Source organism: Microbispora cellulosiformans, from assembly GCF_008728085.1.
Lineage (GTDB): Bacteria > Actinomycetota > Actinomycetes > Streptosporangiales > Streptosporangiaceae > Microbispora > Microbispora amethystogenes.
Genome location: NZ_VYTZ01000002.1, coordinates 152,278 through 177,682, shown reverse-complemented (window position 1 = coordinate 177,682; position 25,405 = coordinate 152,278). Strand labels below are relative to the sequence as shown.

General features: G+C 72.0%; 19 protein-coding genes and 2 pseudogenes. 10 read left to right on the top strand and 11 right to left on the bottom strand.

Going from position 1 to position 25,405, the window contains the following annotated elements; translation table 11 throughout:
- Positions 1-450: 450 nt before the first annotated feature.
- Together F5972_RS04965 and F5972_RS04960 are read left to right on the top strand one after the other, a co-directional pair.
- Positions 451-1,533, top strand: coding sequence for a transporter substrate-binding domain-containing protein (locus F5972_RS04965; RefSeq protein ID WP_150931558.1), 1,083 nt, complete (start codon positions 451-453; stop codon positions 1,531-1,533).
- Positions 1,523-2,584: a hypothetical protein gene (locus F5972_RS04960; protein WP_150931557.1), complete on the top strand. Its 1,062-nt coding sequence runs from the start codon at positions 1,523-1,525 to the stop codon at positions 2,582-2,584. Before F5972_RS04965 ends, F5972_RS04960 begins: the two co-directional genes overlap by 11 nt.
- A gap of 7 nt (positions 2,585-2,591) precedes the next feature.
- Here the strand turns inward: F5972_RS04960 and F5972_RS04955 are convergent, their stop codons facing one another.
- Positions 2,592-3,530 carry a LysR family transcriptional regulator gene (locus F5972_RS04955; protein ID WP_191909951.1) on the bottom strand — a complete coding sequence of 313 codons (939 nt, stop codon included), beginning with the start codon at positions 3,528-3,530 and terminating at the stop codon, positions 2,592-2,594.
- 113 nt (positions 3,531-3,643) lie between these two features.
- Here F5972_RS04955 and F5972_RS04950 point away from each other — a divergent pair, with 113 nt between their 5' ends.
- From F5972_RS04950 to F5972_RS04930, 5 genes are all read left to right on the top strand, one after another.
- Complete coding sequence (locus F5972_RS04950) at positions 3,644-4,558, top strand: NAD(P)H-binding protein (RefSeq protein WP_150931554.1); 915 nt, start codon at positions 3,644-3,646, stop codon at positions 4,556-4,558.
- Positions 4,559-4,603: 45 nt separating this feature from the next.
- On the top strand, positions 4,604-4,969 hold the full coding sequence (locus F5972_RS04945) for a darcynin family protein (RefSeq protein WP_150931552.1): 366 nt from the start codon (positions 4,604-4,606) through the stop codon (positions 4,967-4,969).
- 288 nt (positions 4,970-5,257) lie between these two features.
- Complete coding sequence (locus tag F5972_RS04940) at positions 5,258-5,638, top strand: hypothetical protein (RefSeq protein ID WP_150931550.1); 381 nt, start codon at positions 5,258-5,260, stop codon at positions 5,636-5,638.
- 275 nt (positions 5,639-5,913) lie between these two features.
- The gene (locus F5972_RS04935) at positions 5,914-6,504 is read left to right on the top strand and encodes a TetR/AcrR family transcriptional regulator (protein ID WP_150931549.1); all 591 of its coding nucleotides are present in this window, start codon (positions 5,914-5,916) and stop codon (positions 6,502-6,504) included.
- 374 nt (positions 6,505-6,878) lie between these two features.
- A complete protein-coding gene (locus tag F5972_RS04930; protein ID WP_150931547.1) occupies positions 6,879-7,865 on the top strand; it encodes an ArsR/SmtB family transcription factor in 987 nt (328 codons plus the stop codon).
- An 87-nt stretch (positions 7,866-7,952) separates the two neighbouring features.
- Here the strand turns inward: F5972_RS04930 and F5972_RS04925 are convergent, their stop codons facing one another.
- Both F5972_RS04925 and F5972_RS04920 read right to left on the bottom strand, forming a co-directional pair.
- The gene (locus F5972_RS04925) at positions 7,953-8,396 is read right to left on the bottom strand and encodes a type II toxin-antitoxin system VapC family toxin (RefSeq protein WP_191909950.1); all 444 of its coding nucleotides are present in this window, start codon (positions 8,394-8,396) and stop codon (positions 7,953-7,955) included.
- Between the two features lie 8 nt (positions 8,397-8,404).
- Positions 8,405-8,701: a hypothetical protein gene (locus tag F5972_RS04920; protein WP_150931543.1), complete on the bottom strand. Its 297-nt coding sequence runs from the start codon at positions 8,699-8,701 to the stop codon at positions 8,405-8,407.
- 127 nt (positions 8,702-8,828) lie between these two features.
- Between F5972_RS04920 and F5972_RS04915 the strand changes: the two genes are divergently transcribed.
- A complete protein-coding gene (locus tag F5972_RS04915; protein WP_191909949.1) occupies positions 8,829-10,001 on the top strand; it encodes a bifunctional glycosyltransferase family 2/GtrA family protein in 1,173 nt (390 codons plus the stop codon).
- A gap of 37 nt (positions 10,002-10,038) precedes the next feature.
- Here the strand turns inward: F5972_RS04915 and F5972_RS04910 are convergent.
- Positions 10,039-11,235: pseudogene (locus F5972_RS04910) on the bottom strand (RNA-guided endonuclease InsQ/TnpB family protein); the annotation flags it as partial.
- A 137-nt stretch (positions 11,236-11,372) separates the two neighbouring features.
- On the opposite strand from F5972_RS04910, the gene F5972_RS04905 reads away from it, so the two are divergent.
- Together F5972_RS04905 and F5972_RS04900 are read left to right on the top strand one after the other, a co-directional pair.
- Entirely contained in the window at positions 11,373-13,559 is a 2,187-nt protein-coding gene (locus tag F5972_RS04905; protein WP_150931536.1) for a mannosyltransferase YkcB-related protein, read from the top strand.
- 108 nt (positions 13,560-13,667) lie between these two features.
- Positions 13,668-14,084 carry a ferritin-like domain-containing protein gene (locus F5972_RS04900; protein WP_117409557.1) on the top strand — a complete coding sequence of 139 codons (417 nt, stop codon included), beginning with the start codon at positions 13,668-13,670 and terminating at the stop codon, positions 14,082-14,084.
- A gap of 102 nt (positions 14,085-14,186) precedes the next feature.
- On the opposite strand, the gene F5972_RS04895 is transcribed toward F5972_RS04900, so the two are convergent.
- The 7 genes and pseudogenes from F5972_RS04895 to F5972_RS04865 form a co-directional block, all read right to left on the bottom strand.
- Positions 14,187-15,014: a helix-turn-helix domain-containing protein gene (locus tag F5972_RS04895; protein ID WP_225311177.1), complete on the bottom strand. Its 828-nt coding sequence runs from the start codon at positions 15,012-15,014 to the stop codon at positions 14,187-14,189.
- Between the two features lie 75 nt (positions 15,015-15,089).
- Positions 15,090-16,991: an acyclic terpene utilization AtuA family protein gene (locus tag F5972_RS04890; protein ID WP_150931532.1), complete on the bottom strand. Its 1,902-nt coding sequence runs from the start codon at positions 16,989-16,991 to the stop codon at positions 15,090-15,092.
- Entirely contained in the window at positions 16,988-17,797 is an 810-nt protein-coding gene (locus tag F5972_RS04885; protein ID WP_150931530.1) for an enoyl-CoA hydratase-related protein, read from the bottom strand. The genes F5972_RS04890 and F5972_RS04885 overlap by 4 nt, the downstream gene beginning before the upstream one ends.
- A gap of 527 nt (positions 17,798-18,324) precedes the next feature.
- Positions 18,325-20,262: pseudogene (locus tag F5972_RS04880) on the bottom strand (acetyl/propionyl/methylcrotonyl-CoA carboxylase subunit alpha); the annotation flags it as partial.
- Between the two features lie 41 nt (positions 20,263-20,303).
- On the bottom strand, positions 20,304-21,902 hold the full coding sequence (locus F5972_RS04875; protein WP_150931526.1) for an acyl-CoA carboxylase subunit beta: 1,599 nt from the start codon (positions 21,900-21,902) through the stop codon (positions 20,304-20,306).
- A gap of 162 nt (positions 21,903-22,064) precedes the next feature.
- Complete coding sequence (locus F5972_RS38715; protein WP_263641794.1) at positions 22,065-23,810, bottom strand: serine/threonine protein kinase; 1,746 nt, start codon at positions 23,808-23,810, stop codon at positions 22,065-22,067.
- Positions 23,811-23,873: 63 nt separating this feature from the next.
- Complete coding sequence (locus F5972_RS04865; RefSeq protein ID WP_404803033.1) at positions 23,874-25,238, bottom strand: FAD-binding oxidoreductase; 1,365 nt, start codon at positions 25,236-25,238, stop codon at positions 23,874-23,876.
- Between the last annotated feature and the right edge of the window lie 167 nt (positions 25,239-25,405).

The following is a 25,405-nucleotide window of genomic DNA, read 5'->3' as shown; positions in this document are numbered from 1 at the left end:
CTGGCACGCTTGTGGCTCGGGGACGTCGACGCGCGTCGCTATCAGCTGGCTGAGCGCCTCGCTGCCGCCGCGGTGGGCGGGGAAGAACTCCAGAAAGACGTAACCCCGGCGATGTGCCTGACCTTGCGGCCGGTAGGGATCACGCGGCCGCCGCCAAGTGGATCGAGCACAACAGCCGAGTACCGGCAGTACTGGCTCTCCGGTCGTAGACGGGCCTGTCGCAGCGAGCCGTTCGCCCAGATCGTCCCACCACTCCTCCGCGTCGAGCTTTGCCACGCAGGCGCGGACCTCGATGAAGAACTGGACCACGGATCCGGCCCGTGCCGGCTCTGGCGGCTTGCCGCGCACCGGCTTGCGTGCGCGGGGTGTTCTCGTTTCTCCGGAATCACCCGTTGAAAGGGAATACCCTTTTTCCGGGATGATCTCCGTGGATATGGTGCGCTGGACGGTGTGACGGAGGCTGTTCGGGTGGAGTCGGGGAAGCGGTTCGGACGGCGGCCGCGGCGAACGCGGCCGGAAGCGGAACCCGCTGCGCCGAGCTCCCCGCCGGCGCCTCCAGCGCCGGAGGCCGGACCACCTCGCCGCCGGGGAGACTGGCTGCGGCTGTACGGCTGGCTGGCCGCCATCATGGCCGCGGTTCTCGTCGGCGGCTACATCCTTTTCGCCGCCGGGCCGCCGACCGAGGCCGAATTACGCGAGCAGGCCCGGCTGACGGGGAAGAAGAAGCTGTTGATCGGGGTGAAGGACGACACTCCGGGCATCGCCTTACGCGACAAATCCGGCGCCTTCTCCGGCTTCGACATCGACATCGCCTACATGATCGCCGGTGAGCTCGGCTTCCGGCCAGATCAGGTGGAGTTCCTGTCCATCGAGACCGAGGACCGGGCCCGCCGCCAGGCCACCGACGCCGACGGGAACTTCGTCACCGTCGACCTCGTCGTGGCGACGTTCAGCATCACCGCCAAACGGCTGCAGGATCCGTCGGTCGGCCTCTCCAGCCCCTATTTGTACACCGAGCAGTCGGTGGTGACACGGGCCGATCACGCCCGGGTGACCTCTCTCGGCCAGCTCGCGGGCGAGAAGGTCTGCACGCTCGGCACCTCGACCTCGGAGGGTCCGCTGGCCGAGAGCGGCGCCAGGGTGACGGCGGAGAACAAGATCAGTGCCTGCTTCGAGGGACTGGAGGCCCACCTGTACGACGCCGTCAGCACGGACGCCGCGATCATGGCGGGATTCGTCGCCAAGTCCGGCGGCACGTTGACACACCACGACATCGGGCTGGAGACGACCGAGATGTGGGCGGTGAACACGGGCACCAACACCGCCCTGCGCACCCTGGTCGAGCTGGCGTTGTACCGCTCCTACGCCGATCCCCAGAACAGGATGTGGGAGGAGGCCTACGACCGGCACATCCGTCCGATGCTGGCGGCCAATCCCGGGGTGAACGTGGCCCAGAGCACCCAGCCGTGCCTGAGATCGCCGCAGGTGCGCCGGTGGCCGTGGGAGCGAGCCCTCTCCGCCGATGGCTGCTGAGGCCGGGGAGAAGGGAAGGGTCCGCGCGCCGCAGCGCAACCAGGAGTGGGTGCTGACGCTCCTGCCCGCCTTCCCGCTGGTGCTGCTGGTGATGCGGCTCTGGTACGCCAGCCGGCAGGACACGCAGACCCTGCTGCTGCTCGTGCAGTACGTCAGCCCGCTCGGCCTGCTCACCACGGTGCTGCTGACGCTGGTGTGGGTGCTGCCCGCGGTGGTCCTGGCCGGCCGGGTGCTCGGGCCGCTCTACCGGCTCAGCACCCGTCGCTCCTTCTGGGTGGCGCGGGCCGCCGACCGGGTGCCCGACTGGGTGGCCGCGGTGGCCGTGGGCGTCGGGCTGCTGGGCTGGCAGCTCCGTTTCCTGCCGACCCTGCTCATGCTCACGCTCGCGGTGGCCGGGCTGACCGTGCGGGAACGCCGCCCACTGGACCGTACGTGGATCCGGGCCGTCTGCCTGGTGGTGCCGGTGGTCTCCGGCGTGCTCGTCCTCCTGCTGCTCCGCCCGGCGATCATGCAGGCGCTGGCGCAGCGCGACGTCGCCACGCTGATTCTTCTCACCGCGCCGCCCGTGCTCGCCCCGCTGGTCACCGGGCCGGTCCCGGCACCCGCCGCGCCGTTGGTGGTGCACGGCCTGACCTGGACGCTCGCCGTGCTCTTCCCGCTGGTGGCCGGAGTGGTGGTGCTGCGCTCGCCGATCCTGCCGCTCACGGCCATGGAGATCGCCACCGAGCCGAACGGCAAGGCCGAGCAGGTCACGGTCGGCTACGTGATCGCCAGCGACGACCGTCTCGTCACCATCCTCGAACGCTCCGGCGCGGTCCGTTTCGTCCGCAACGACCTGCTGGTGTCTCAGGTGCTCTGCCCGGAGCCGGGCGCGGTCCCGCACACCACCGTCGACCTTTACCAGTGGAACGTCGAGCGGAGCGCCCTTTCCTGGCTGGCTCCCGCGCCTGTGGCGATCCCGCCCGACTCCCGCTGTGAGGGCCGTCCGGCGTCACCGTACGACCTCACCCCCGACGAGGCCGCGGTCTCCGGGGGAGGCCCGCGCCGCTGACGACACCTCAGGTGATCGCCGGTGCGCCAAGGGTCCGGCGGACGGCGTCGCGGAGCCAGCGGTGCGCTCCGTCGGCGGCGTGACGGGGGTGCCAGGCCATGCCGATGGTCAGCGGCGGCAGTGGGAGGGGAATGTCGAGGAGGCGGAGGCCGAGGGCGCCGGCGGGGTCGGTGAGGGGCGAGGGGCCGGCGCCGGGGGGTGCGGTGGGGATGAGGCAGACGACGTCGCTGCGGGCGGCGAGGGTCATCGCCGCCAGGTGGCCGGGGAGGACGGCGACGACCCGCCGGTGGAGGTTCCGCTCGGCCAGGGCGGTGTCGAGGGGGCCGGTGAACCGGCCGCGGCGGCTGACCGCGACGTGCTCGGCGGCGGCGAGCCGGGCCGGGGTCAGGGTTCCTTCGGTGAGGGGATGACCGGGCCGGACGGCCGCCGCCATCCGGAGGGTGACCAGCTCTTCCACCCGGGTTTCGGGGTCGACGTGGTCGATGGATCCGATCTCCAGGTCGATGCGGCCGTCGCGGAGGGCCGGCCCGGCCTCCAGCTCTTCGGCCCGGAACCGCAACGAGACCCCTGGTGCCTCCTGCCGGGCCCGTCGCAGCAGTCCGGGAGCCAGCGCCGCGCCGACGAGGTCGGCGGTCTGCAGGGTGAAGGTGCCGCGCAGGGTGGCGGGATCGACGTCGGCGCCGGGGGTGAGCAGTGCTTCGAGGCGGCGCACCACCGCGGCGGCTTCGTCGCGCAGGGCCTGGGCGCGGGGGGTGGGGACCATGGCCTGCCCCGCCCGGACCAGGAGCGGGTCCTGGAGGATGCGGCGGAGGCGGGCCAGGGTGCGGCTCATGGCGGCGGGGGAGGTGCGCAGGCGGGCGGCGGCGCGGGTGACGCTCTGCTCGGCCAGCAGGGCGTCCAGCGCGACGGCGAGATTGGCATCGATGATCGGCTCTGAGCTGTTCATCAGGGTAATTCCATTTCGGGCAATGATTCCATGCTGAAGTTCCCATTGTGGCAACACTGTGGCCCTCCTCAGGATTGGAGGCGTTCCGATCCGACGCGACCCACGAGGTTCTCATGATCGTCATTACTGCTCCCACCGGGAACATCGGCCGCCGCCTGCTGCCCCTGCTCCTGGAGTCCGCCCCCGCCCGTGGTGAGGATCTGCGCGTGGTCGTGCGCGACCCCGCCAGGCTCCCCGGCCCGGTACGCGAACGCGTCGAGGTGGTCACCGGCTCGCACGGCGACGCCGAGGTCGTCGACCGGGCCTTCGAGGGCGCCGACGCCGTCTTCTGGCTCGTCCCCCCGGACGCCTCCCTGACCCCGGCGGACGCCTACTGCGGCTTCACCCGCCCCGCCGCGAAGGCGCTCGCCGCCCACGGCGTCGGCCATGTCGTCGGCGTCTCCGCGCTCGGCCGCGGCACCCCGGTCGCCGGACACGCCGGACTCGTCACCGCGTCCCTCGACATGGACGACCTCATCGCGGGCACCGGCGTCGCCTACCGGGCCCTGGCCTGCCCCTCCTTCTTCGAGAACCTTCTGGAGGAGGCCGACTCGATCCGCGAGAAGGGCGTCTTCACGGACGTCGTCGCCGCCGACCGCAGGGCCCCCCTCGTCGCCGTCGCCGACGTCGCGGCCGTCGCCGCCCGCCTGCTGCTGGACCGCTCCTGGACCGGCACCGGCAGCGTCCCCGTCCTCGGGCCCCGGGACCTTTCCCCGAACGACCTGGCCCGCATCATGACCGAGCAGTTCGGCCGTCCCGTCCGCTACGAACGCCAGTCGCTCGACGACCTGCACGCCACTCTCGCCGGTTACGGCCTCAACGAGGCGTTCGTCCAGGGCGTCGTCGACATGAAGCGGGCCAAGGACGACGGCCTCGACGCCGGCGTCACCCGTACGCCGGACACCGCCTCCCCCACCACCTTCGAGCAGTGGTGCGCCCGGGCCCTCACGCCCGCCGTCCTCGCCTGGCACCTGCCGGCGCATCCGTGACGTCCACCGGACCAGGACCACCTGCCACCACAAAGGGACCATGTCATGCCCGCTGAGACGACCGAACCGCCGATCACCGCGTTCATGCTCGTCAAGACCACGCCCGAATGGCTCGCCATGACCGTCCGGGAACGGGTGGACGCCTTCACCACCCAGGTCGTCCCCGCGATCGAGGCCAGGACCACCGGCGTCCGGTCACGCTTCTACGACACGGAGTTCTACTCCGCGCGCGTCACCGACGTCTGGGTCTGGGAGGCGGACGACCACCACGCCTATCAGCTCCTCGTCGACGCGCTGCGCGAGACCCCCTTCTGGGACCGCTACTTCGAGGTCGTCGACCTCCTCGTCGGCGTGGAGAACGGCTACGCCCGCACCTACGGCCTCGACCCCGTCGCCACCGTCACCACCTGACACACCGCCGGTCCGGCGAAGTTCACAACCCGCCATCGGAAAAGCCTTTCGACGCTCCGCCCTCGGCGCCCGTTGGGCCGCTTATCGTCCCGGATCATCCTTTTTCGGTCCAGGTCGAATGTCTTCGAAACCTGATCGGCCCTTGCGAATACTGAATATGTCCACGCAGAAGAGTTACGGGGAAAAGGCACCGGACACCCGGTCTCTGAATTCAGCTGCTTGGATGGTCCGCGTCCAATGGGCGCGGTTCTGGGAAAGTTTTCGCACCCGAGGAAGGAACACTCAACCATGCGTCGATCCGCCGCGTCCGTGCTGGCCACCGGAGCCCTTCTCTTCTCCGGTCTGGCCGCCCTCGCGCCGACAGCCGCTCAGGCCGCCACCTGCGATGTGCAGATCGGCAAGACCTACAAGAGCGGCAGTTCCATCGTCGGATACGGCAGCCTCAGCGACTGCCCCAGCGCGTCGACCGCCACCCTGATCATTCAGCGGTGGACGGGCTGGTACTGGAAGGATTACGCCACGGCCACCGCGCACCAGGGATACGACACCTACGTCTACCAGAACTGCAGCGGAACGGGTACGCAGACCTGGCGGACACTCATCACCGGAACGACCATCGGCGGCTCCTACCGGACCAAGGCGTCCAATGAGCTGCGGGTGTCCTGCTAGGAAGCCGTCGTCCTACGTTCGGTTCTCTCGGCAGCGGACCACGGGTTCCGTCAGGTGCCCGTGGGCCGCTGCCGTGCGCTCCTTGGCTGTGCAGCCGTGTACGGCCAAGGAGCCTTCGACGACTCACGGGGGCGGTCATCTCCCCTGACCGGTTCAGGCGTCACATACTTCCGGTAGGAAACAGTCGCCCGCCACGTGGCAGACCGCTCCGGTGCCATACTGGCCGTATGCCCCGGCGACCCAGGACAGAAGGAAGCGGCTCCGAACCATCGACGATGCTCCGGACGCAGCACGCCGAGGCCACTCGCCGCGCCGTGCTCGCCGCCGCCCGTTCTTCGTTCGGCAGGAAGGGCTACGCCCAGACATCGATCGACGAGATCGCGGCCGCGGCCCGGGTCACCAAGGGCGCCGTCTACCACCACTTCGCCGGCAAGGAGGCGTTGTTCCGCGCCGTGTACGCGGAGGTGGAGGCCGAGACGGAGGCGCGTGCGGCCGGAGCCGGAGATCCGGGCGGGACACCGATCGACCAGATCATCGCCAGGATGAACGCCTACCTGGACGCCGCGCTCGACGAGGAGACCCGCCGGATCGGGCTGATCGACGGGCCGGTCGTGCTCGGCCGGGAGATACTGGATGCGGCTGACCAGCAGCGGGGCCATGTGGATCTGCGCTCGTTCATCGCCGCGTCGATCGCGCGCGGTCAGATCGTCGATCTCGACCCCGACCTTCTCGCTCACCTCATCCGAGGCGCGTTCGGGCTGAGCGGCATGCTCATCGCCCATGTCGGCGATCCGGAGAAGACCAGAGCGGCGCTCGGACAGGCACTCGACGCGATGCTTCGAGGTTTGACCGCCGGCAAGGGGTGATGGCGTCGCCGGCAGGAGACGCGGGCGTTCGCGGTCTCACGCTCGCGATGGCGTGAGCACCACCGCGCCGCGCCCAGCGGTCTCCGAATGCCTTCCATCGCACCCGGCACCTGGCCGGAACGTATCACCCGAGGTCTCGTCACCCTCTGATCGCTGATGGAGCGACCGGTCTTGCGGTTTTTGACATACCAAGAGTATGTTTAATACCCATGGGATCTGGAGGACCGTACGTTCCTCGGAGATCGTTCTCGTCCGTCGGCGGCATGCCCGAGGAGATGTCCTCTTCCCGTGAACGCGGGCCCGTCCTGTGCGGGGCTCGCTGATCGGTACGTGGGGGCCGGTTTCGCCGGCGAAGACGATGTCAGGGGGCAGTCGTGGTTTATCGCATTCATTTCACCGTCCAAGATCTGGCGCGGACACGGATGGTCGAGGCTCCGATGCCGGCCGTGGAGTTGTTTCTCGCGATCAGGGCGTTGCAGGACCAAAGCCAGCCGGCCCGGCTGAGAAACTGGCGGCGCCAGGTTCATGGAAAGTTGTCCACGGACGCTCGACTGGTGATGTCGATGATGCCGTCGGCCGGTAATTCGCCGTCGTTCGGGGCTCCCGCCCTGATGGGAGTTCCTGAGAATGTAATGGAAAAGGTGGGGGTCACGCCCCGCACGCGCCTGCGGGAGGACCTCGCGCCATTGGCCGGGCGGCAGCCCCTGCCATGGTGGGCCCGTCACATGGCCGACGACCCCAGCCACCTCAAACGACTTCACGCCGGGCTCGCCAGCCTGTACGAGCTCCTTGTGGCCCCGCACTGGAAGCGGCTCACCCGCCAGTTCGCGGCGGAGCGGGCGGTGCGCATGCGTCAGGTGATCAGTGGTGGCGTCGAGCGGATGCTCACCCAGGCCGATCCGCGATGGCTGCGATGGAACCCACCCGTACTGGAAATCCGTACGCTCGACGGAGCCGAGCATGACCTGTATCTGAGAGGGCGGGGCATCCTGCTCGTGCCGTCCTGGTTCCTCACCCGCGTGATGGTCGGCATCTGCACCGACCCGCCCATCCTCTGCTACCCGGCGAGCCAGGACGGGGCCGTACAGGCCTTGACCACTTCGGCACCCGGAAACGTCAGATCAAGGACCGAGACACTGCTCGGCCAGACTCGGGCAACGGTGTTGGCCACCGTCGCCGAACATCCCGCCTGCTCGACGAAGGAACTCGCCGCCCTGACCGACATCGCACCGGCGAGCGCGAGTGAACACGCCACGGTCCTTCGTGAAGCCGGCCTCATCTGCACCGTCAGGCACCGCAATTCGGTGCTGCACAGTCCCACCGAACTCGGTATCGCCCTGCTGAACGGCCCAGCCGCCTGAAACCGCAGCCGGACTCGCCACCGTGCGGGAGTGGGCCACGGCATAACGCGAGCGAGCACCGACGGGGAAGAACCCGCCGCGAACTCTTCATACGAGCGCGAATCCGAGTGCTTCGGCGGCCTGCGCCTGAAAGCGATCGCGGCTGGCGAAGCCGAGCTTGTCTCCCTCTTCCTCCAGAAGAGGAATCGCCGCGATCTCGGCCAGGGCGAGGTGAATCGCGTCGAGCCCGCGCAACGCATGGGCATAGACGATCTCGGTGGCGGGCCGCTCGACTGCCTCACGTGGAGCGGCGAGCAGCGTGACAGGACCGTCTTCGCCAAGGTCGGACGACAGAGCCGCGAGAGTCCCGTCCAGGTCCATCAGCCGTTGCGTGCGTGCCGCGCGCACCAGAACGCCGGTCACTTCGACCACCGTTAGGGTCCCTGTGACCAAGAGATGATCAGGGTCCAGCAGCTCACGAGCCCGACCATGACCAGGCTCGTCACGGAGGTAGGCGCAGGTGAGGACGGAGGAATCGACGTAAGTGAGCATGGCGACGGTCAGCGACCTTCCGCCCATAGCCGGTCGAGTATGGGGCCGATACCCGCAGTCGTGCCCAGAGCGCGCTCGCGGTCGGCGCTGGTCACCCGTGGAGTCTTGGGTACACAACCTTCCGCGAGGACACCCAGGCGGCGGGCCCGCGCGCGCAGCTCTGCCCGTGCGTCGAGCGCCTCATCGGCGACGTCTCTCGCGAGGATCTCTCCGGCGGTCGCGTTGATGGATCGGCCCGTGCGGTGAGCTCGGCGCGTGATGCGCCGATGCAGGTCGTCACCGATCCGAAGCAGAAGTCGTTTCACCGTTCGATGCTGTCACTGAAGGCCGCCCTGTTGACATCACTTGTGGTGGCCGGCGCGGTAGAGGGTTCTCATGCGGTGTTAATCGACGCCTCAGGGCGGTCCCATGAGGGCGCCCGAGCGTGGGGCCATGAGCGTAACGATGGTGTCCGGGCCGGAGGCGGGGGCGTCCCGCCGGACCCGGCTGGTCGAGGTGGTCGTCCCCGTGCACAACGAGGAGCGCGTGCTGGCCGCGAGCGTGCGGCGGCTGCACGGCTACCTCGCCCGCGAGTTCCCGTACGGCTTCCGCGTGACGATCGCGGACAACGCGAGCGCCGACGCCACGTGGCGGATCGCCGAGCGGCTGGCGGGGGAGCTGCCCGGGGTGCGGGCCGTACACCTGGACCTGAAGGGCCGGGGCCGGGCCCTGCGGAGGGTGTGGGAGGCCAGCGACGCCGACGTCGTCGCGTACATGGACGTCGACCTGTCGACCGACCTGGACGCCTTCCTGCCGCTCGTCGCGCCGCTGCTGAGCGGGCACAGCGACCTGGCGATCGGCACCCGCCTGTCTCCCTGGGCCAACGTGGTGCGCGGCCCGAAGCGTGAGATCGTCTCCCGGGCCTACAACCTGCTCCTGCGGTCGCTGATGGGTGTGCGCTTCTCCGACGCGCAGTGCGGCTTCAAGGCCGTCCGTACGGAGGTGGCGCAGGCGCTGCTGCCGGCCGTGCGCGACGAGGAGTGGTTCTTCGACACCGAGTTGCTGCTGCTCGCCGAGCAGCACGGCCTGCGCATACACGAGGTGCCGGTCGACTGGGTGGACGACCCCGACAGCCGGGTCGACATCGTGAGAACGGCCGTCGGCGACCTGCGCGGCATGTGGCGGGTCGCCCGCACAAGCATGCGCCGTCCACCGCTCGGCCCGGCCACCACATCGGTCAGGAGGCAGATCCCGGCGTTCGCGGTGATCGGCGTGATCAGCACGATCGCCCACCTCGCGCTGTTCTGGACACTGCGCGCGGTCCTGCCGCCGGTGGCCGCCAACGCGGTCGCGCTGCTGGTGACGGCGGTGGCCAACACCGCCGCCAACCGGCGCTTCACCTTCGGCGTACGCGGCCGGGCGGGGGCCCTGCGCCACCACCTGGGCGGGCTGGTCGCCTTCGTGGCGGGGCTCGCGCTGACCAGCGCGGGCCTGGCCGCGCTGCCCGCCGGAGCGCCGCGCGCGGCCGAACTGGCCGCCGTGATCGTCGCGAACGGTCTCGCCACACTGCTGCGCTTCCTGCTCCTGCGATCCTGGGTCTTCGCGCCCGGCAAGGACTCCCGTTGACATCCTCCCCTCCCTGAAGGGAGGGGATTCCAACCCTCACAGGTTGGTCTTCCTGCTTCGCTGCCGGTTGCCCGCTCGGAGGACTCCGTTGAGGTCTTACACCAGCTCCACAGGCGTTTCACCTCTCCGCCAGCCCGGCGGCGAGAATGTTCCTGGCGGCGTTGACGTCCCGGTCATGGACCGCGCCGCAGGCGCACGCCCATTCCCGGACGTTCAGCGGCATCGACTTCTGCAGGGTCCCGCAGGCCGAGCACAGCTTCGAGCTGGGAAACCAGCGGTCGGTCACCACGAGTTCCCGCCCGTACCAGGCCGTCTTGTACTCCAGCATCGACCGCAGCTCCCGCCAGGAGGCGTCGGAGATGGCGCGGGCGAGGGAGTGGTTCTTGACCATCGCGCGGACGGCCAGGTCCTCGATCACGACCGTTTGGTTTTCACGGACGAGCGAGGTGGTCAGCTTGTGCAGGAAGTCCCGGCGCCGGTCGGCGATCCGCGCGTGCAGGCGGGCGACCTTCACCCTGGCCTTGGCCCGGTTGCTGCTACCTGCGGTTTTGCGGGCGAACGCACGTTGAGCCCTGGCCAGCGCGCGCCGGTCGGCCCGCTCATGCCGGGGGTTGGTGATCTTCTCGCCGGTCGAGAGGGTGACCAGGGCGGTGATCCCCGCATCCACCCCGACCGCGTTCCCGGTGGGGTGGAGCGGGTCCATGGTCTGTTCCACCAGGAGGGACACGAACCACCGCCCGGCCGCGTCCTTGCTCACGGTCACCGTGGACGGCTGCGCCCCTTCAGGGAGCGGACGCGACCACACGATGTCCAGCGGCCCGTCCATCTTCGCCAGCGTGAGCCGCCCGTCCCGCCAGCGGAACGCCGAGCGGGTGTATTCGGCCGACGCCCGCGACTTCTTCCGCGACTTGAAGGTGGGGTACTTGGCCCGCCTGGCGAAAAAGTGGGCGAAGGCGGCCTGCAGGTGCCGCAACGCCTGCTGCAACGGCACACAGGACACCTCGGCCAGGAACGCCAGCTCCTTTTCGCGCTTCCATGCCGTCAGCGCGGCCGAGGATTCCGCGTAGGAGACGCGGCGGCCTTCCCGGGTGTAGGCGCGTGTGCGTTCTTCCAGGGCCTTGTTGTAGACGAGGCGCACGCATCCGAACGTCCGGGCAAGCTCGGCGGCCTGCTCGGGGGTGGGGTAGAAGCGGTACTTGTAGGCCCGCTTCACCGTCTGCGCCACGCCGCACATCATGCCACCCGATCAGTTCCCGATCGTGTGAGTTCGTACGACGGTTCGCCTTCCGGCGAAACGCCTATCCCTGCCCTGCTCCGCAGGGAGTCCGATTCCTCCCCCGCTTGAAGGCGGGGATTTCCTCGGAGGCTTTGATGACCGTGCTCACCACCATGACCCCGATCGGCCGGCGAGCCTCGGCCGGCCGCGTCACGCCGCTCCTGCGCTGGGGCCGGTGGGCCGTCCTGGTCCTCGCGGCCGTCCTCTACACGTGGGCGCTCGGCCGCAACGGGTACGCCAACGACTACTACGCCGCCGCGATCTACTCCGGCACCCGGAGCTGGAAGGCGTTCTTCTACGGCGCGCTGGACGCCGGGTCGTTCATCACCGTCGACAAGCCGCCGTTCGCGCTGTGGGTCATGGGCCTGTCGGCCAGGATCTTCGGCTTCGGCACGTGGAGCATGCTGCTGCCGCAGGCCGCCGCCGGGGTCGGGTCGGTGGCCCTGGTCGGCTCGGCCGTACGGCGGTCGCTGCGCGGGCTCGACGAGCGGGCGGCCGGGGCGGCGGCCCTGCTGGCGGCGCTGGTGATGACGCTGACGCCGATCACCGTCGCCATCAACCGGGACAACAACCCCGACACGATCCTGGTGTTCCTGCTGGTGGCGGCCGGGTGGTTCTGCCTGGAGGCGATCCGCACCGGGCGCCTGCGCACACTGTCGGCCGTCGCCGTGCTGGTGGGCCTCGCCTTCACCACCAAGATGCTGCAGGCCTACCTGGTGCTGCCCGCGTTCGCGCTCACCTACCTGTACGCCGCGCCGGGGCGGCTCGTACGGCGGATCGGGCACCTGCTCGCCGCCGGAGCGGTGCTCGTCGTCTCCAGCGGGTGGTGGATGGTCCTGGTCGACCTGACCCCGGCCTCCTCCCGGCCGTACGTCGGGGGCAGCACCGACAACAGCGTGTGGGACCTGGTGATCGGCTACAACGGCCTCGGCCGCGTCTTCGGCGGCGCGGGCAACGGCGGGCCGGGACGTCCTCCCGCCGCGGCGTCCGGCGACCTGCCCGAGGGCCTCACCCGGGCCTTCGGTGGCGGCGGCCCGGGAGGTGGCCCAGGAGGCGGGTTCGGCGGCACGGCCGGGGCCGGACGGCTGTTCAACGACGTCATGGCCGGGCAGATCTCCTGGCTGCTCCCGTTCGCCGTGATCGCGCTCGTCTGCGGCCTGCTCCTGGCCGCCCGGCACGCGCACGGGCCCGCGACGCGGCCCGTCCGCGCCGCGCTGCTGCTGTGGGGCGGCTGGCTGGTGGTCCACTACGCCGTGTTCAGCTTCTCCAGCGGCACCTTCCACCCCTACTACACGACCGCGATGGCCCCCTCGATCGCCGCGCTGACGGGCGCCGGCGGCGTGCTGATGTGGCGGGCGGCCCGTACGTCCCGGACCTGGAGTCTGGTCCTGGCGGCGGCGGTCGCCGTGACGGGCGCCTGGTCGTTCGCCGTGCTGCGCCGTACGCCCGAGTTCGTGCCCTGGCTCGCCTGGATGATCGTGGGCGCGACGGCGGTGGCCGTCCTCGCCCTGGTGGCCTCGTCGTTTTTCGCCGCGAAGCGGAACGTGGACCGCGACGGCCCCGCTGGCCGGGGCGCGGACCGTGATTCCCCGGCCGGGCGTGGACGCCGTACGGCGGCGCGGGTCACGGCAGGCACACGGGTCGTGGCACTCGCATCGGCCGTGGCGGTCGTGGCCGGGCTCGCCGGTCCGGCGGCGTACGCCGTGACGCCGCTCGGCGCGGCGGTGAACGGCACCAACCCCACCGCCGGCCCCTCCGGGCTCTCCGGCCGAGGCGGTCCCGGCGGTATGGGCGTGATGGGCGGGATGGTTCCGCCCGGCGGCATGCGACCGGCGGCGGGCACGGCCGCTTCCGGGGCCCCGGCGTCCGGTGGGGACATGCAGGGCGACCGGGGCATGCGCGGCCCCGGCGGCCAGGTGGAGGCGGGGATGGCCGCCTACCTGAAGCGGAACAAGGGCGACGCCACCTGGCTGGTCGCCGTGGGGAGCGCGCAGAGCGCCTCCTCGCTCATCCTGTCGACCGGAGAGCCGGTCGTCGCGATGGGCGGCTTCACCGGCTCCGACCCGGCGATGACCGTGGACCTGCTGAGGAGGTACGCCGCGGACGGCAGCCTGCGCTACGTCCTGCTCGGCGACGGGCGCGGACCCGGTGGAGGGCCCGGCGGCGGACCCGGTGGCGGGGCCGACTCGTCCGTCACCGCCTGGGTGAAGGCCAACGCGACCCTCGTCCCGGCGTCCGAGTATGGCGGAACCGGGACAAGCACCCTTTACCGCCTGAGCTGAGCGGCGTAAGCGGGCCGATATCCAGGGCCGATATCGGGGCCGGACGCGTTCGGCCGTCACCTTGGCGGGTACGGGAAGGGCCTCTCGATGACGAAAGGACGATCACCCATGGACACGGAGGCCTTCATCGCCCTCCTGAACGAGGATCTGGAGAGCGAGTACCGCTCGATCGTGCAGTACGTCCAGCACGCGGCGACGATCAAGGGCGCGCAGTACCTGTCGATCATCGAGGAGCTCAAGCAGCACCTCGGCCAGGAGCTCAACCACGCGAGCACGCTGGCCGAGCAGATCGACTTCCTCGGCGGGGTGCCGAGCGTCCGCGTTCCCGAGATCCCGGTCGCGACCGACAGCGCGCAGGCGTTGCGGCTCGACCTCGAACTGGAGCAGGAGCAGCTGCGCCGCTACCGTGAGCGGGTGGAGCAGGCCCAGCAGCTCGGCCTGAGCGACGTCGCCGAGGCGTTGCGCCCGCTGCTGCAGCAGACGCAGGACCACGTCATGGACCTGCAGACCGTGCTGGGCGAATGACGGCGCGCTGAATCACGGCACGCCGAGGGGCGGACGGGTGGCCCTTCGGCGGAGCGGACGGGCGGCGGCCCGGCGACGGGCCGCCTGAACCCGTCGGCGCGCTCAGCGCGGCGGGTGGGCGGTGTAGTCGTCGAGGGCGCGGACGATCAGCGCCCTCGCGTCGTCCCGGAAGGCCGCCACCTCGCAGAACTCCTCGAACGCCCGGGCGTAGAACTCCACCTCGCCGGCGTCGCGCAGCAGCAGGTCCCGGGTGCCGGTGGCCACCCCCACCAGGGCGTTGTCGTAGATCCAGAACGAGTTCGTCAGCGCGGACGGCAGCGGCGCCTCGAACGGCAGCAGGCCGAACTCCACGTTCGGCAGCGTCGTCACCGCGATCAGCCGGTCGAGCTGGCCGCGCATCACCTCGGGCGGCGCCAGCCGGTAGCGCAGCACCGCCTCGGGCATGACGAACCGGAACCGCCGCGCCGGGTCGTACAGGATCTCCTGGCGCCGCATCCGGATCCGGATCGCGTCGTCCACGTCGGCGGCCGACTTGTACAGCCGCCCGAGCTTCCCGAAGACGTGCCGCGCGTACTCCGTGGTCTGTAGCAGCCCGATCACCACCCCGGGCTCGAAGGCCCGGAACAGCAGGGTCCGCGTCTCCAGGTCGCGGATGTCGTCCTGCAGGGCGGCCAGGCCGGTCCGGTGCCGCTGCCGCCAGGAGTCCTGCCGCTCCTGGAGCCCGGCCGCCTGCCTGACCAGGGCGTCCATCGTCTGCGGGTCGGCCTCCACGGCCTTCCCCCAGGCGGCCACGTCGTCCTCGGAGGCGGTCTGGCGGGCGTTCTCGATGCGCGAGACCTTCGACGGCTGCCAGTGGAGCCGTTCGGCCAGCTCCTTCCCGGACAGGCGGGCGTTCTCCCGCAGCCGGCGCAGCCGGACCCCCAGGTCCATGCGGGCTTGATGGAAACCGCTCACTTCCACCTCCGCATGCGGGCGGTCCTGCGATTGCGCAATCCTAGAGCGAGATCACGACGGAACCGGTACGCGGACCGCGCGCAGGCGTTCCCCGAGCGCCTTGGCCTGCGCGTCGAGGAGCGGGCTCGCGGCCACGCCCCTGCCCAGCAGGCCGTGGACCACGAAGTTGAGCGCGTGCAGGTTGGGCAGCGCGAACCGCTCCACCGGCAGCAGGCCGACCTCAGGCAGCAGTTCCCTGAGCCGCTCCACGGTCAGGAACGCCGCGAGCCACGGGTAGTGGGCGGGGTCGCGCACCCAGACGCCGAGGTTGGCGTCGCCGCCCTTGTCGCCCGACCGCGCGCCTGCGATCCTGCCCAGTGGCCGGACCGGCCCGCTCGTGAGATCACCCGCGTACGGCGGCGCCGCCCCGTGATCCGCGACGTCGCCGGTCGCGCCGTACAGGTCCGAGGAGAGCAGTGGCCCGGGCGGCGCGTACGGCACCTCGATGCGGACCCCGCCGACGGTCACGACCGGAAGCACGGCACGGGCGTCGACCGAGGACGGCCAGTAGACGCCGTAGGGAGAGGCGTCGGCGGGCGGCGTGAGCGCGAAGAAGCCGGGGTAGCTCGCCAGGCCGGTCTCCACCACCGCCGAGGAGAACGCCCGTCCCGCCTTGCGTGCGTCGGAGTCCATGACCGTGATCCGCAGCAACGCCGTCCCATTCGTCTCCGGAACGCCCTCGTCCTCCGCGTCCCCAGCCCTCGTCTCCCCGGCCCTCGCGTCCCCCGTGTTCTCGCGGCCTGTGTCCGTGTCCAGCGTGACCGGCGCGCCGGCGCGGGCCGTTCCTGTTCCGGGTGTGGCCGGCTCGGCTGGGCCCGGCTTGTATGGGTGCGGGCCGAGGGGGGTCAGCTCCACGTGGACCTGCTCGAACGAGTCGCGGGGCACGCGGGCCCAGATCGCCTCCTGCGCGACCCGGGCCTTCGCGGCGATGTCCAGGCCGGTGAGCACGAGGGTCATCGTGTTGCGGAAGCCGCCGAGGCAGGTGACCGCCACCTTCAACGTCTCCGGCGGGGCCTCGCCGCGTACGCCTGTGATCCTGACCCGGTCCGGACCCTCCTGTTCCAGGCGTACGGTGTCGAACCGGGCCGTCACGTCAGGGCCGAGATAGCGGGGTGAGGCGATCTCGTACAGCAGTTGCGCGGTCACGGTGCCGGTCGAGACCAGGCCGCCGGTGCCCGGGTGCTTGGTGATGACGCTCGACCCGTCCGCGTGCAGTTCGGCGATGGGGAAGCCGCAGCCGGGCAGGCCGGGCACCTCCTCGAAGAAGGCGTAGTTGCCGCCGGTCGCCTGGCAGCCGCACTCGATGACGTGTCCCGCGACGACCGAACCGGCCAGCGCGTCGAGGTCGCCGGGACGCCAGCCGAACCACCACATGCCGGGCCCGGTGACCAGCGCCGCGTCGGTGACCCGCCCGGTGACGACGACGTCCGCGCCGTGCTCCAGCGCCACCGCGATCGGCCGTCCGCCGAGGTAGGCGTTGGCGGTGAGCGGGGTCTCCCGCAGGATCTCGCCGGTGCCGGCGTGGACCGGCGGCTCGGCGAGCGGCATGAGGTCGTCGCCGGTGACGTGGGCGACGTTCACGCGCAGCCCCAGCCGGTCGGCCAGGGCGGAGACCGCCTCCGCGCAGCCGGCCGGGTCGAGGCCGCCCGCGTTGGAGACGACTTTGACGCCCTGGTCGAGACAGGTGCCGAGGACCTGCTCCATCTGGGTGAGGAAGGTGCGGGCGTAGCCGGGGCGGCCCTTCAGCCGGTTGCCGGCGAGGATCGACATGGTGAGCTCGGCGAGCCAGTCGCCGGTCAGGACGTCGATCGGCCCGCCCTCGACCATCTCTTGCGCCGCCGAGAGCCGGTCGCCGTAGAAGCCGCCGCAGTTGGCGACCCGCAGCGGTCCCGGTCGCCCGGCCTCGGCCGTCATCGCCCGGCTTCCGCGCCCGCGGTCTCGTCGGGGACCCAGGCGGCGGAGCGTTTCTCGGCGAAGGCCCGGATGCCCTCCTGCCCCTCTTCGGAGGTGAACCGCTCGGCGGACAGCGCGGCCATCTCCCGCAGGCCCTCCTCGACCGGCATCAGCGGCACCTCGCGGACGAGCCGCTTGGTGATCGCCAGCGCTTCGGGGCCGCCGCGCAGCAGCATGCCCGTGTAGTGCGCCACGGTCGCGTCGAGGTCCTCCTCCGGGACGGCCCGGGTGAGCAGCCCGATCTCCACCGCGCGTGCGGCGGTGAAGACCTCGCCGGTCAGGAAGTACTCGGCCGCGGCCCGGGGCTCCAGGCGGCGCAGGCAGGTGGCCGCGATCATCGCGGGGACCACCCCGAGCCGCACCTCGGTGAAGGCGAACGACGCGCTCTCCGGGGCGATCGCGAAGTCACACGCCGCCACCAGGCCGAGACCGCCCGCCCTGGCCGTGCCGTTGAGGCGGCACACGACCGGCTTCGGGCTCTCCCAGATCCGCAGCATGACGGCGGGGAACGACGCGGTGACCGGCGCCCCTCCGCCGCGTTGCTCCTTCAGGTCCGCCCCGGCGCAGAACACCGGCCCGGCGCCGGTCAGCACGATCACCCGTACGGCGGGCTCGTCCAGCGCCCACGAGAGGGCCTCGTCGAGCCGCGCGAGCAGCCGGGACGACAGGGCGTTGCGGTTGTGCGGCGAGTCGAGCGTGATCGTGGCCACGCCGCCCGCCCGCTCCCACCGCACGAGTTCCCCCGACGGGTCGCCGGTCGCGTTCACCGCTGCCCCACCTCCCCGCTCGGAGCCGTGCCCGGGTCCGCGCCGCTCGAATGCGAGCCCTGCTCCGCACCCGGAACAGCGCCGCTCGGAGGCATGCCTGCGCCAGGAGGCGGGCCGGGGTCGGTGTCCATGGGGAAGTCGCCCCGCGTGTCCAGACGGGGGTTCTCTCCGGTGCCGCCGTCCTGGCCCGCCGCCCAGCCGCGCGCCGGGTCGGTCGCGTCCACGGGTGCCTGGCCGAGGGCGGGGGCGGGGATGGCGTTCGCGGGCGGCGCTGGCAGCTCGACGCCGGCCGAGATGCGGGCCTCTGCGTGGCCCTCGGTGCGGGCTTCGGCGGGGGTCGTGCCCGCAGGGGGAGCCGGCGGCTCGGCGCGGGCCTCACTATGAGCCTCGGTGGGGGCTGCCTCGTAGGCCTCGATATCGGGCGCGCCATCGGTCACACGCGTGGTCTCGGCTGCGGGCGCGGTCTCGGGCGCGGGAGTCTCGGGTGCCGACGTGGTCTTGGGTGCGTGCGTGGTTTCGGGCTCGCGCTCGGGTTCGATGTCGGCGAGGGGCGCGCCCGCCTCGACCCGCGCGCCCGGCGCCACGTGCAGGGCGGCCACGGTGCCTGAGGCAGGGGCCACGATCAGGTGCTCCATCTTCATCGCCTCCAGCACGACCACCGGCTGCCCGGCCTCGACGACGTCGCCGGGCTTCACCTCGACACGCAGGACCGTACCCGGCATCGGGGCGGGCAGTGCCCCTGGCGACGTCCGCGCGGCGGGCTCGGGCAGCCGCTCCACCGGGACGAGCCGCACCGGCCCGAGAGGCGAGTCGACATGCACCACGCCCGGATAGGCCGCCACCTCGAACGCATGCCGCAGGCCGTCCGTCTCCAGCACCACCCGGCCGGGCTCGGCCGACACCAGGGCGACGTCCTCGAAGCCCTCGGCCCGCAGCCCGTCCCTGGTCAGGCGATAGGCGATCTCCAGGCGGCCGCCGTCCTCGGCGTCGTACGCGGTGCGCCGGGGCTGCGAGGGCACGTTGCGCCAGCCGCTCGGCAGCCCGCCGAGCACCCCGTCGCGCCGCGCCGCCGCCCGGTTCGCCGCCGCCCCGGCGAGCGCCGCCGCGAGGGCCGACAGCCGTACGGCCCCGGGCCCGGCGAGCGTCGCCGGAACGGGACGCCGGTCGAGGAACCCGGTGTCGAGCGCCCCGGACAGGAAGTCGGGGTGCCGCAGCACGCCCACGAGGATGTCGCGGTTGGTCGTCAGCCCGTGGATGCGGGCCCGCGCGAGCGCGTGCGCGAGCCGCCGGGCCGCCTCCGCCCGGTCCCCGCCGTACGAGACGACCTTGGCGAGCATCGGGTCGTAGTGGACGCCCACCTCGCCGCCGGAGACCACCCCGGAGTCGAGCCGCAGCCGGGCGCCGAGACCGAACTCGCCGTCCACTCCGGGGATCTCGAAGCGGTGCAGCACGCCGCTCTGGGGGCGTCCCTCGGCGTCCTCCGCGTACAGGCGGGCCTCGATCGCGTGGCCCACCGGGCTCGGCGGCAGCGCGGCGAGCCGCGCGCCCTCGGCCACCTCGATCTGCAGCCGGACCAGGTCGACTCCGTAGACGCACTCGGTCACCGGGTGCTCCACCTGCAGGCGGGTGTTCATCTCCAGGAAGAAGAAGCCCTCGTCCGACACGAGGAACTCGACGGTGCCCGCGCCGGTGTAACCGATCGCGCGGGCGGCCCGGATCGCGGCGTCGCTCAGCTCACGGCGCAGTTCGGGGGTGACGGCGGGGGAGGGGGCCTCCTCGATCACCTTCTGGTGGCGGCGCTGGATGGAGCACTCCCGCTCGCCGAGCGCCCAGACCGTGCCGTGCTCGTCGGCGAGGATCTGCACCTCGATGTGGCGGGCGCCCTCCTGCAGTGGCTCGGCGAACAGCGTGCCGTCGCCGAAGGCCGACAGGGCCTCGCGGCGGGCCGACGCGACCGCCTCGGCGAGGCCGGCCGGGTCGCGCACCACCCGCATGCCCCGCCCGCCGCCGCCCGCCGACGCCTTGACCAGCACGGGAAGCGTCAGCTGGGGTGTGGCGTCCGGGGACAGCGGGATGGTCGGCAGGACCGGCACCCCGGCCTCGGCCATCAGCGCCTTCGCCTCGATCTTCGTGCCCATCGCGGCGACGGCCTCGGGCGAGGGGCCGATCCAGGTCAGGCCGGCGTCCAGCACGGCGCGGGCGAACCCGGCGTGCTCCGACAGGAACCCGTACCCGGGATGCACCGCGTCGGCCCCCGACCGCCGGGCCGCCTCGACCAGGCGGTCCGGGTCGAGGTACGCCAGCGGGGCGCCCAGCCGTACGGCCTGGTCGGCCTCGGCCACGTGCGGCGCGTCCGCGTCGGCGTCGGAGAAGACGGCGACGGTCTCCACGCCCAGCTCACGGCAGGTGCGGAACACCCTGCGGGCGATCTCCCCGCGGTTCGCGACCAGCAGCCGCCCGATCATGAACTACCCCCACAGGTGTGGATGCGGATGAGCATGCCCCGTCACATCCGGAAGACGCCGTAGCCGGCCCGCCCGGGGTCCGGCGCCCCCGCGACGGCCGACAGGCACAACCCGAGCACCGTGCGGGTGTCGCGCGGGTCGATGACCCCGTCGTCGTAGAGGCGGCCGGACAGGAAGAACGCCGCCGACTCCGCCTCGATCTGTGTCTCGACCGCCGCGCGCATCGCCGCGTCGGCCTCCTCGTCGTAGACCTGCCCGCGTGCCTCGGCTGCGGCCCGGCCCACGATCGACATCACCCCGGCGAGCTGGGCCGGGCCCATGACGGCCGACTTGGCGCTCGGCCAGCTGAACAGGAAACGGGGGTCGTAGGCCCGTCCGCACATGCCGTAGTTGCCCGCGCCGTAGGAGGCGCCCATCACGATCGTGATGTGGGGCACGGTCGAGTTGGCCACCGCGTTGATCATCAGCGAGCCGTGCTTGACGATGCCGCTCTGCTCGTACTCCTTGCCGACCATGTAGCCCGTCGTGTTCTGCAGGAAGACGAGCGGTGTGCGCGTGGCGTTCGCGAGCTGGATGAACTGCGCGGCCTTCTGCGACTCGGCCCCGAACAGCACCCCCTGGGCGTTGGCGAGGACTCCGACCGGATGGCCGTGGACGCTCGCCCATCCGGTGACCAGGCTCGGCCCGTAGAGCGGCTTGAACTCGTCGAAGTCGCTGCCGTCCACCACCCGGGCCAGGACCTCGCGGGGATCGAAGGGGACCTTCAGGTCCTCCGGCACGATGCCGAGCAGTTCGTCCTCGTCGAACAGGGGGGCCGGGTAGTCGCGGGCGGCGGCGTGCCCGGCCGTGCGCCATCCGAGCCGCCGCACGATCCGGCGGCCGATCCGGAGCGCGTCGTGCTCGTCGGCCGCGAGGTGGTCGGCGAGGCCGGAGGCGCGGGCGTGCATCTCCGCCCCGCCCAGCGACTCGTCGTCGGACTCCTCGCCGGTCGCCATCTTCACCAGCGGCGGGCCGCCGAGGAACACCTTGGCCCGCTCCCGCACCATCACGACATGGTCGCTCAGGCCGGGGACGTATGCCCCGCCGGCGGTCGCGTTGCCGAAGACGAGCGCGATCGTCGGAATCCCGGCGGCCGACAGCCGGGTCAGGTCGCGGAACACCTGCCCGCCGGGGATGAAGATCTCCTTCTGCGTCGGCAGGTCCGCGCCGCCCGACTCCACCAGGTTCACGTAGGGCATGCGGTTGCGCAGCGCGATCTCGGCGGCCCGCAGCGTCTTGCGCAGTGTCCAGGGGTTGGACGCGCCGCCGCGCACGGTCGGGTCGCTGGCCGTGATCACGCACTCGACGCCCTCGACGACCCCGATCCCGGTCACCACGCTCGCGCCGACGGGGAACTCGGTGCCCCAGGCGGCCAGCGGGGACAGTTCGAGGAACGGCGCGTCGGGGTCGACCAGCAACTCGATCCGCTCCCGGGGGAGCAGGCCGCCGCGCTCGCGGTGCCGCTCGACGTACTTCGGCCCGCCGCCGGCGACGGCCTTCGCGTGCTCGGCCTCCAGTTCGGCGATCTTCGCCAGCATGGCCTCGCGCCGCGCGCCGTACTCGGCGCCGGAAGCGTCCAGCCGGCTCACGAGCACGGTCATGGCGCCACCGAACCGACTTGTGTCACGGTGAGATCCTCCGGGTTGGTCCGCGATCACGTCAACGAGCCGAGTCTGCCACCGGGCGGTGACATTCCTGCCGCACGCCCGTGGCCGGCCAGTGGTCCGGCCGGGGGTCCGGCGTGGTTCAGCGTGCAGTCGTGGTCAGCCGCAGTGGGACCACGCACTGCTCCAGGAGGCGCCCCCGTATCCGCCACCCCAGATGACACATCTACCCTTGGCGGGCAGCCGGAGCGGCCCTGCGTAGACGGTGTAGGCGCCGGCGTCGGCGGCCGACGCGCCGCCCTTCACCTTCAGCACCGCGCTCATTCTGATCTTAGCGGGCAACGAGTAGCGAGAGAGCGTGATCACGCAGTTGCGGCCGGTGGAGGAGTTGTAGAGCAGGTACGTCGTCGCCTGCCCGCCGTAGGAGTGGGAGTCGACGACGGCGAAGCCGGCCCCGCACACGCCCTTCGCCGTGTACGGGTTGGGCTTGGGCGCCGCGGTTCTGGTGGGGGTCGCCTTCGCCGTCGGGCTGGGCCTGGGCGTCGCGGTGGCCCTCGTCGGCGCCGGACTGGCCTTCGGGGTCGGACGTACCGTCGGAGGGACCTCGGTGGGCCCGGTCGCCGGCCCGGTCGCGGTGGGCGACGGCCGTGCCCGGCGGCCGTGCGAGGGCGAGGCGGCGGGCTTCGCGGTCACACCGGGCCGCCGGGTCGCGGGACTCGGCGAGTGACTCCGGCTTCGGTGCCCCGAGGGAGCGACCGGCTCGGACGGCGACGGGATCGGCGGCTCGGCGGGCGCGGACGCCGCCGGGCCGGGGGCCTCCGTCGCGGCGGTCTCGCTCCCGGCCGCCCGCGTCGAGATCCAGGACGGCGCCACGAGGGCCGCGGCCACCAGAGCGGGCACCCCGATCCCGGCCGCCGTCCAGGTCAGCACCGTACGGCGGGGTCTCCTCGCCGCGCCGGGCACGGTGGCGTGCCCGGCGGAAGCCACCGCCCGCGCCGGGGGAGCGGAGGAGGCGGGCGTCTGCCCGGTGAGGGGCGGCGCGGAGGCGCCGGCCTGCCCGCCGTCCCCCGTGCCGGCCGGTGCGAAGGGCGCGGCGATGGAGTGGGACTGGCCGGTGAGCTGGGCGACGATCTCCTGGGCCGAGGGACGCGTCGCGGGGTCCTTCGACAGGCAGGCGGCGACGATGTCCCGCAGGGGCGCCGCGAGGTCGCCGAGGTCGGGCTCGTCACGCAGGATGCGGGTGATGACCGAGGGGATCGAGTCCGCGCCGAAGGCGGGCCTGCCGGTGGCGGCGAACACCATCGTGACGCCCCAGGCGAACATGTCGGCCGGGGCGCCGGCCGTGCCCCCCGACAGCACCTCGGGGGCCAGGTAGGCGGGAGTGCCGATGGACGCGCCGGTCGCGGTGGCCTGCGGCGAGTCGAACGCCCTGGCCACCCCGAAGTCGATCACGACCGGCCCCTCCGGGCCCATCAGCACGTTGGCCGGCTTGAAGTCGCGGTGGGTGATGCCCGCGCGGTGGATGGCGGCCAGTGCCGTGGCCGTGCTGATGGCGAGCCGTTCGAGCGCGGCTCCCCGGCGCGGCCCCTCGCGGTCCACCAGTTGCCGCAGCGACGGCCCCGGCACGAACTCGCTGACGATGTACGGCTGGTTGCCGGCGAGGTCGGCGTGCAGCACGGGGGCGGTGCAGAACGGCGCGACCCGCTGCGCCAGCGCCACCTCGCGCAGGAAGCGCTCCCGCGCCTCGGGATCCGCCGTCAGCCGCGTGTGCAGCAGCTTCACCGCAACCTGCTCGCCCTGCGGTCCGCGGCCGAGGAAGACGACCCCCTGGCCACCCTCCCCGAGCCGGTCGAGGAGCGTGAACAGGCCCAGGCGGGCCGGGTCCCCAGCCTCCAACGCCACCATCGCCCCCGATTACCCCATGAACCCCAACAACGGTGCCAAACGCTACCGGATCGGGGACGGCGGTCAGATGGCCTTTCCGGGGTTGAGGATGTCGAGCGGGTCGAAGACCTGCTTGATGCCCTGGTGCAGTTCGGCGGCCACCGGCCCGGTCTCCAGGCCGAGCCAGCGCTTCTTCAGCAGCCCGACGCCGTGCTCGCCGGTCAGCGTCCCGCCGAGGGCGAGCGCGGCGCGGAACACCTCGTCGGCCGCGGCCCAGACCTCGGGCGGCGGCTCGGCCAGGCCGCGGTCGAACACGAACACCGGGTGCACGTTGCCGTCCCCCGCGTGGGCGACCGTCGAGATCAGGACGCCGTGCCGGGCGGCGGTCTCCTCGATCGTGGTGATCATCTCGGGGAGCGCCGAGCGGGGCACGCACACGTCCTCGACCAGGCACTGGCCCAGGCGCTCCTTGGCCGGGTAGGCCAGGCGCCGGATGCCGACGAGCTCGGCCGCCTCCTCCGGCGTGGACGACACCGCGACGAACGACGCGGCGGCGCACAGCTCCGCCATCCGGGCGGCGGACTCCTCGGCCGGGCCCTCGGCCTGGGCGATGAGCATGGCCCTGGTGGACGGCTCCAGCCCGATGTTCTTCCAGTCGTCGATGGCCCGCAGGGTCGTACGGTCGAGGAGCTCCAGCATCGACGGCTGACAGCCCTCGGCGATGATCGCCGCGACCGCCTCGGCGGCGTCGCGCAGCGAGGTGAACTCGGCCGCGACGGTGGACAGCTCGCGCGGCGCCCGCCGCAGCCGCAGCGTCGCGGCGGTGATCACGCCGAGCGTGCCCTCCGACCCGACGAACAGGCCGGTCAGGTCGTAGCCGGTGACCCCCTTCATGGTGCGGCGGCCGGTAGTGAGCACCCGCCCGTCGGCCAGCACCACCTCCAGCCCGAGCGCCGAGTCGCGGGTCACGCCGTACTTGACGCACCGCAGCCCGCCCGCGTTGGTCGCCAGGTTGCCGCCGATCGTGGAGATCTCGTACGACGAGGGGTCGGGGGCGTACATCAGCCCGTGCGCGCGGGCCGCCCGGTCGAGGTCGGCGGTGATGACCCCGGGCTCCACGACCGCGATCTCGTCCTGCGGCGACAGCTCCCGGATCGCGGTCATCCGTGCGAGGGAGAGGACCACGCAGCCGTCCACGGCCGTCGCCCCGCCCGCCAGGCCGGTGCCGGCGCCGCGCGGGACCACCGGCACCCGGTGCGCGCTCGCCCAGCGCAGCGTGGCCACGACGTCGTCGCGCGACTGGGCGAGCACCACCCCGAGCGGCTTGCCGGGCGGCGCGAACGTGCGGTCCCGCGCGTACGCGTCCATGACGTCGGGATCGGTGAGGACGCGCCCGTCCGGCAGCGCCGCGGACAGCGAGGAGATCGGCCCAGAAGTCGGTGCGGTCACGTCTGGACTGTACGACACGACCCCGTATCGGCTCTCAACCGGAATTACTAACGGATATTGGTACAGATTACATTTTGACAACCATGCTTGGCGGCTCTTTACGATCCCTTTACCCCCTCGTCTAAGGTCCCGCATGCGCGCTCATCCCGGCGCGCTGTGCATGGTGT

What these genes read in the sequence shown, in the direction of transcription:
- F5972_RS04960 (WP_150931557.1), top strand. Translation starts at nt 1,523, where the DNA reads ATGGCTGCTGAGGCCGGGGAGAAGGGAAGGGTCCGCGCGCCGCAGCGC.
- F5972_RS04955 (WP_191909951.1), bottom strand. Translation starts at nt 3,530, where the DNA reads ATGAACAGCTCAGAGCCGATCATCGATGCCAATCTCGCCGTCGCGCTG.
- F5972_RS04950 (WP_150931554.1), top strand. Translation starts at nt 3,644, where the DNA reads ATGATCGTCATTACTGCTCCCACCGGGAACATCGGCCGCCGCCTGCTG.
- F5972_RS04945 (WP_150931552.1), top strand. Translation starts at nt 4,604, where the DNA reads ATGCCCGCTGAGACGACCGAACCGCCGATCACCGCGTTCATGCTCGTC.
- F5972_RS04940 (WP_150931550.1), top strand. Translation starts at nt 5,258, where the DNA reads ATGCGTCGATCCGCCGCGTCCGTGCTGGCCACCGGAGCCCTTCTCTTC.
- F5972_RS04935 (WP_150931549.1), top strand. Translation starts at nt 5,914, where the DNA reads ATGCTCCGGACGCAGCACGCCGAGGCCACTCGCCGCGCCGTGCTCGCC.
- F5972_RS04925 (WP_191909950.1), bottom strand. Translation starts at nt 8,396, where the DNA reads ATGCTCACTTACGTCGATTCCTCCGTCCTCACCTGCGCCTACCTCCGT.
- F5972_RS04915 (WP_191909949.1), top strand. Translation starts at nt 8,829, where the DNA reads ATGAGCGTAACGATGGTGTCCGGGCCGGAGGCGGGGGCGTCCCGCCGG.
- F5972_RS04905 (WP_150931536.1), top strand. Translation starts at nt 11,373, where the DNA reads ATGACCGTGCTCACCACCATGACCCCGATCGGCCGGCGAGCCTCGGCC.
- F5972_RS04900 (WP_117409557.1), top strand. Translation starts at nt 13,668, where the DNA reads ATGGACACGGAGGCCTTCATCGCCCTCCTGAACGAGGATCTGGAGAGC.
- F5972_RS04895 (WP_225311177.1), bottom strand. Translation starts at nt 15,014, where the DNA reads ATGGACCTGGGGGTCCGGCTGCGCCGGCTGCGGGAGAACGCCCGCCTG.
- F5972_RS04890 (WP_150931532.1), bottom strand. Translation starts at nt 16,991, where the DNA reads ATGACGGCCGAGGCCGGGCGACCGGGACCGCTGCGGGTCGCCAACTGC.
- F5972_RS04875 (WP_150931526.1), bottom strand. Translation starts at nt 21,902, where the DNA reads ATGACCGTGCTCGTGAGCCGGCTGGACGCTTCCGGCGCCGAGTACGGC.
- F5972_RS38715 (WP_263641794.1), bottom strand. Translation starts at nt 23,810, where the DNA reads ATGGTGGCGTTGGAGGCTGGGGACCCGGCCCGCCTGGGCCTGTTCACG.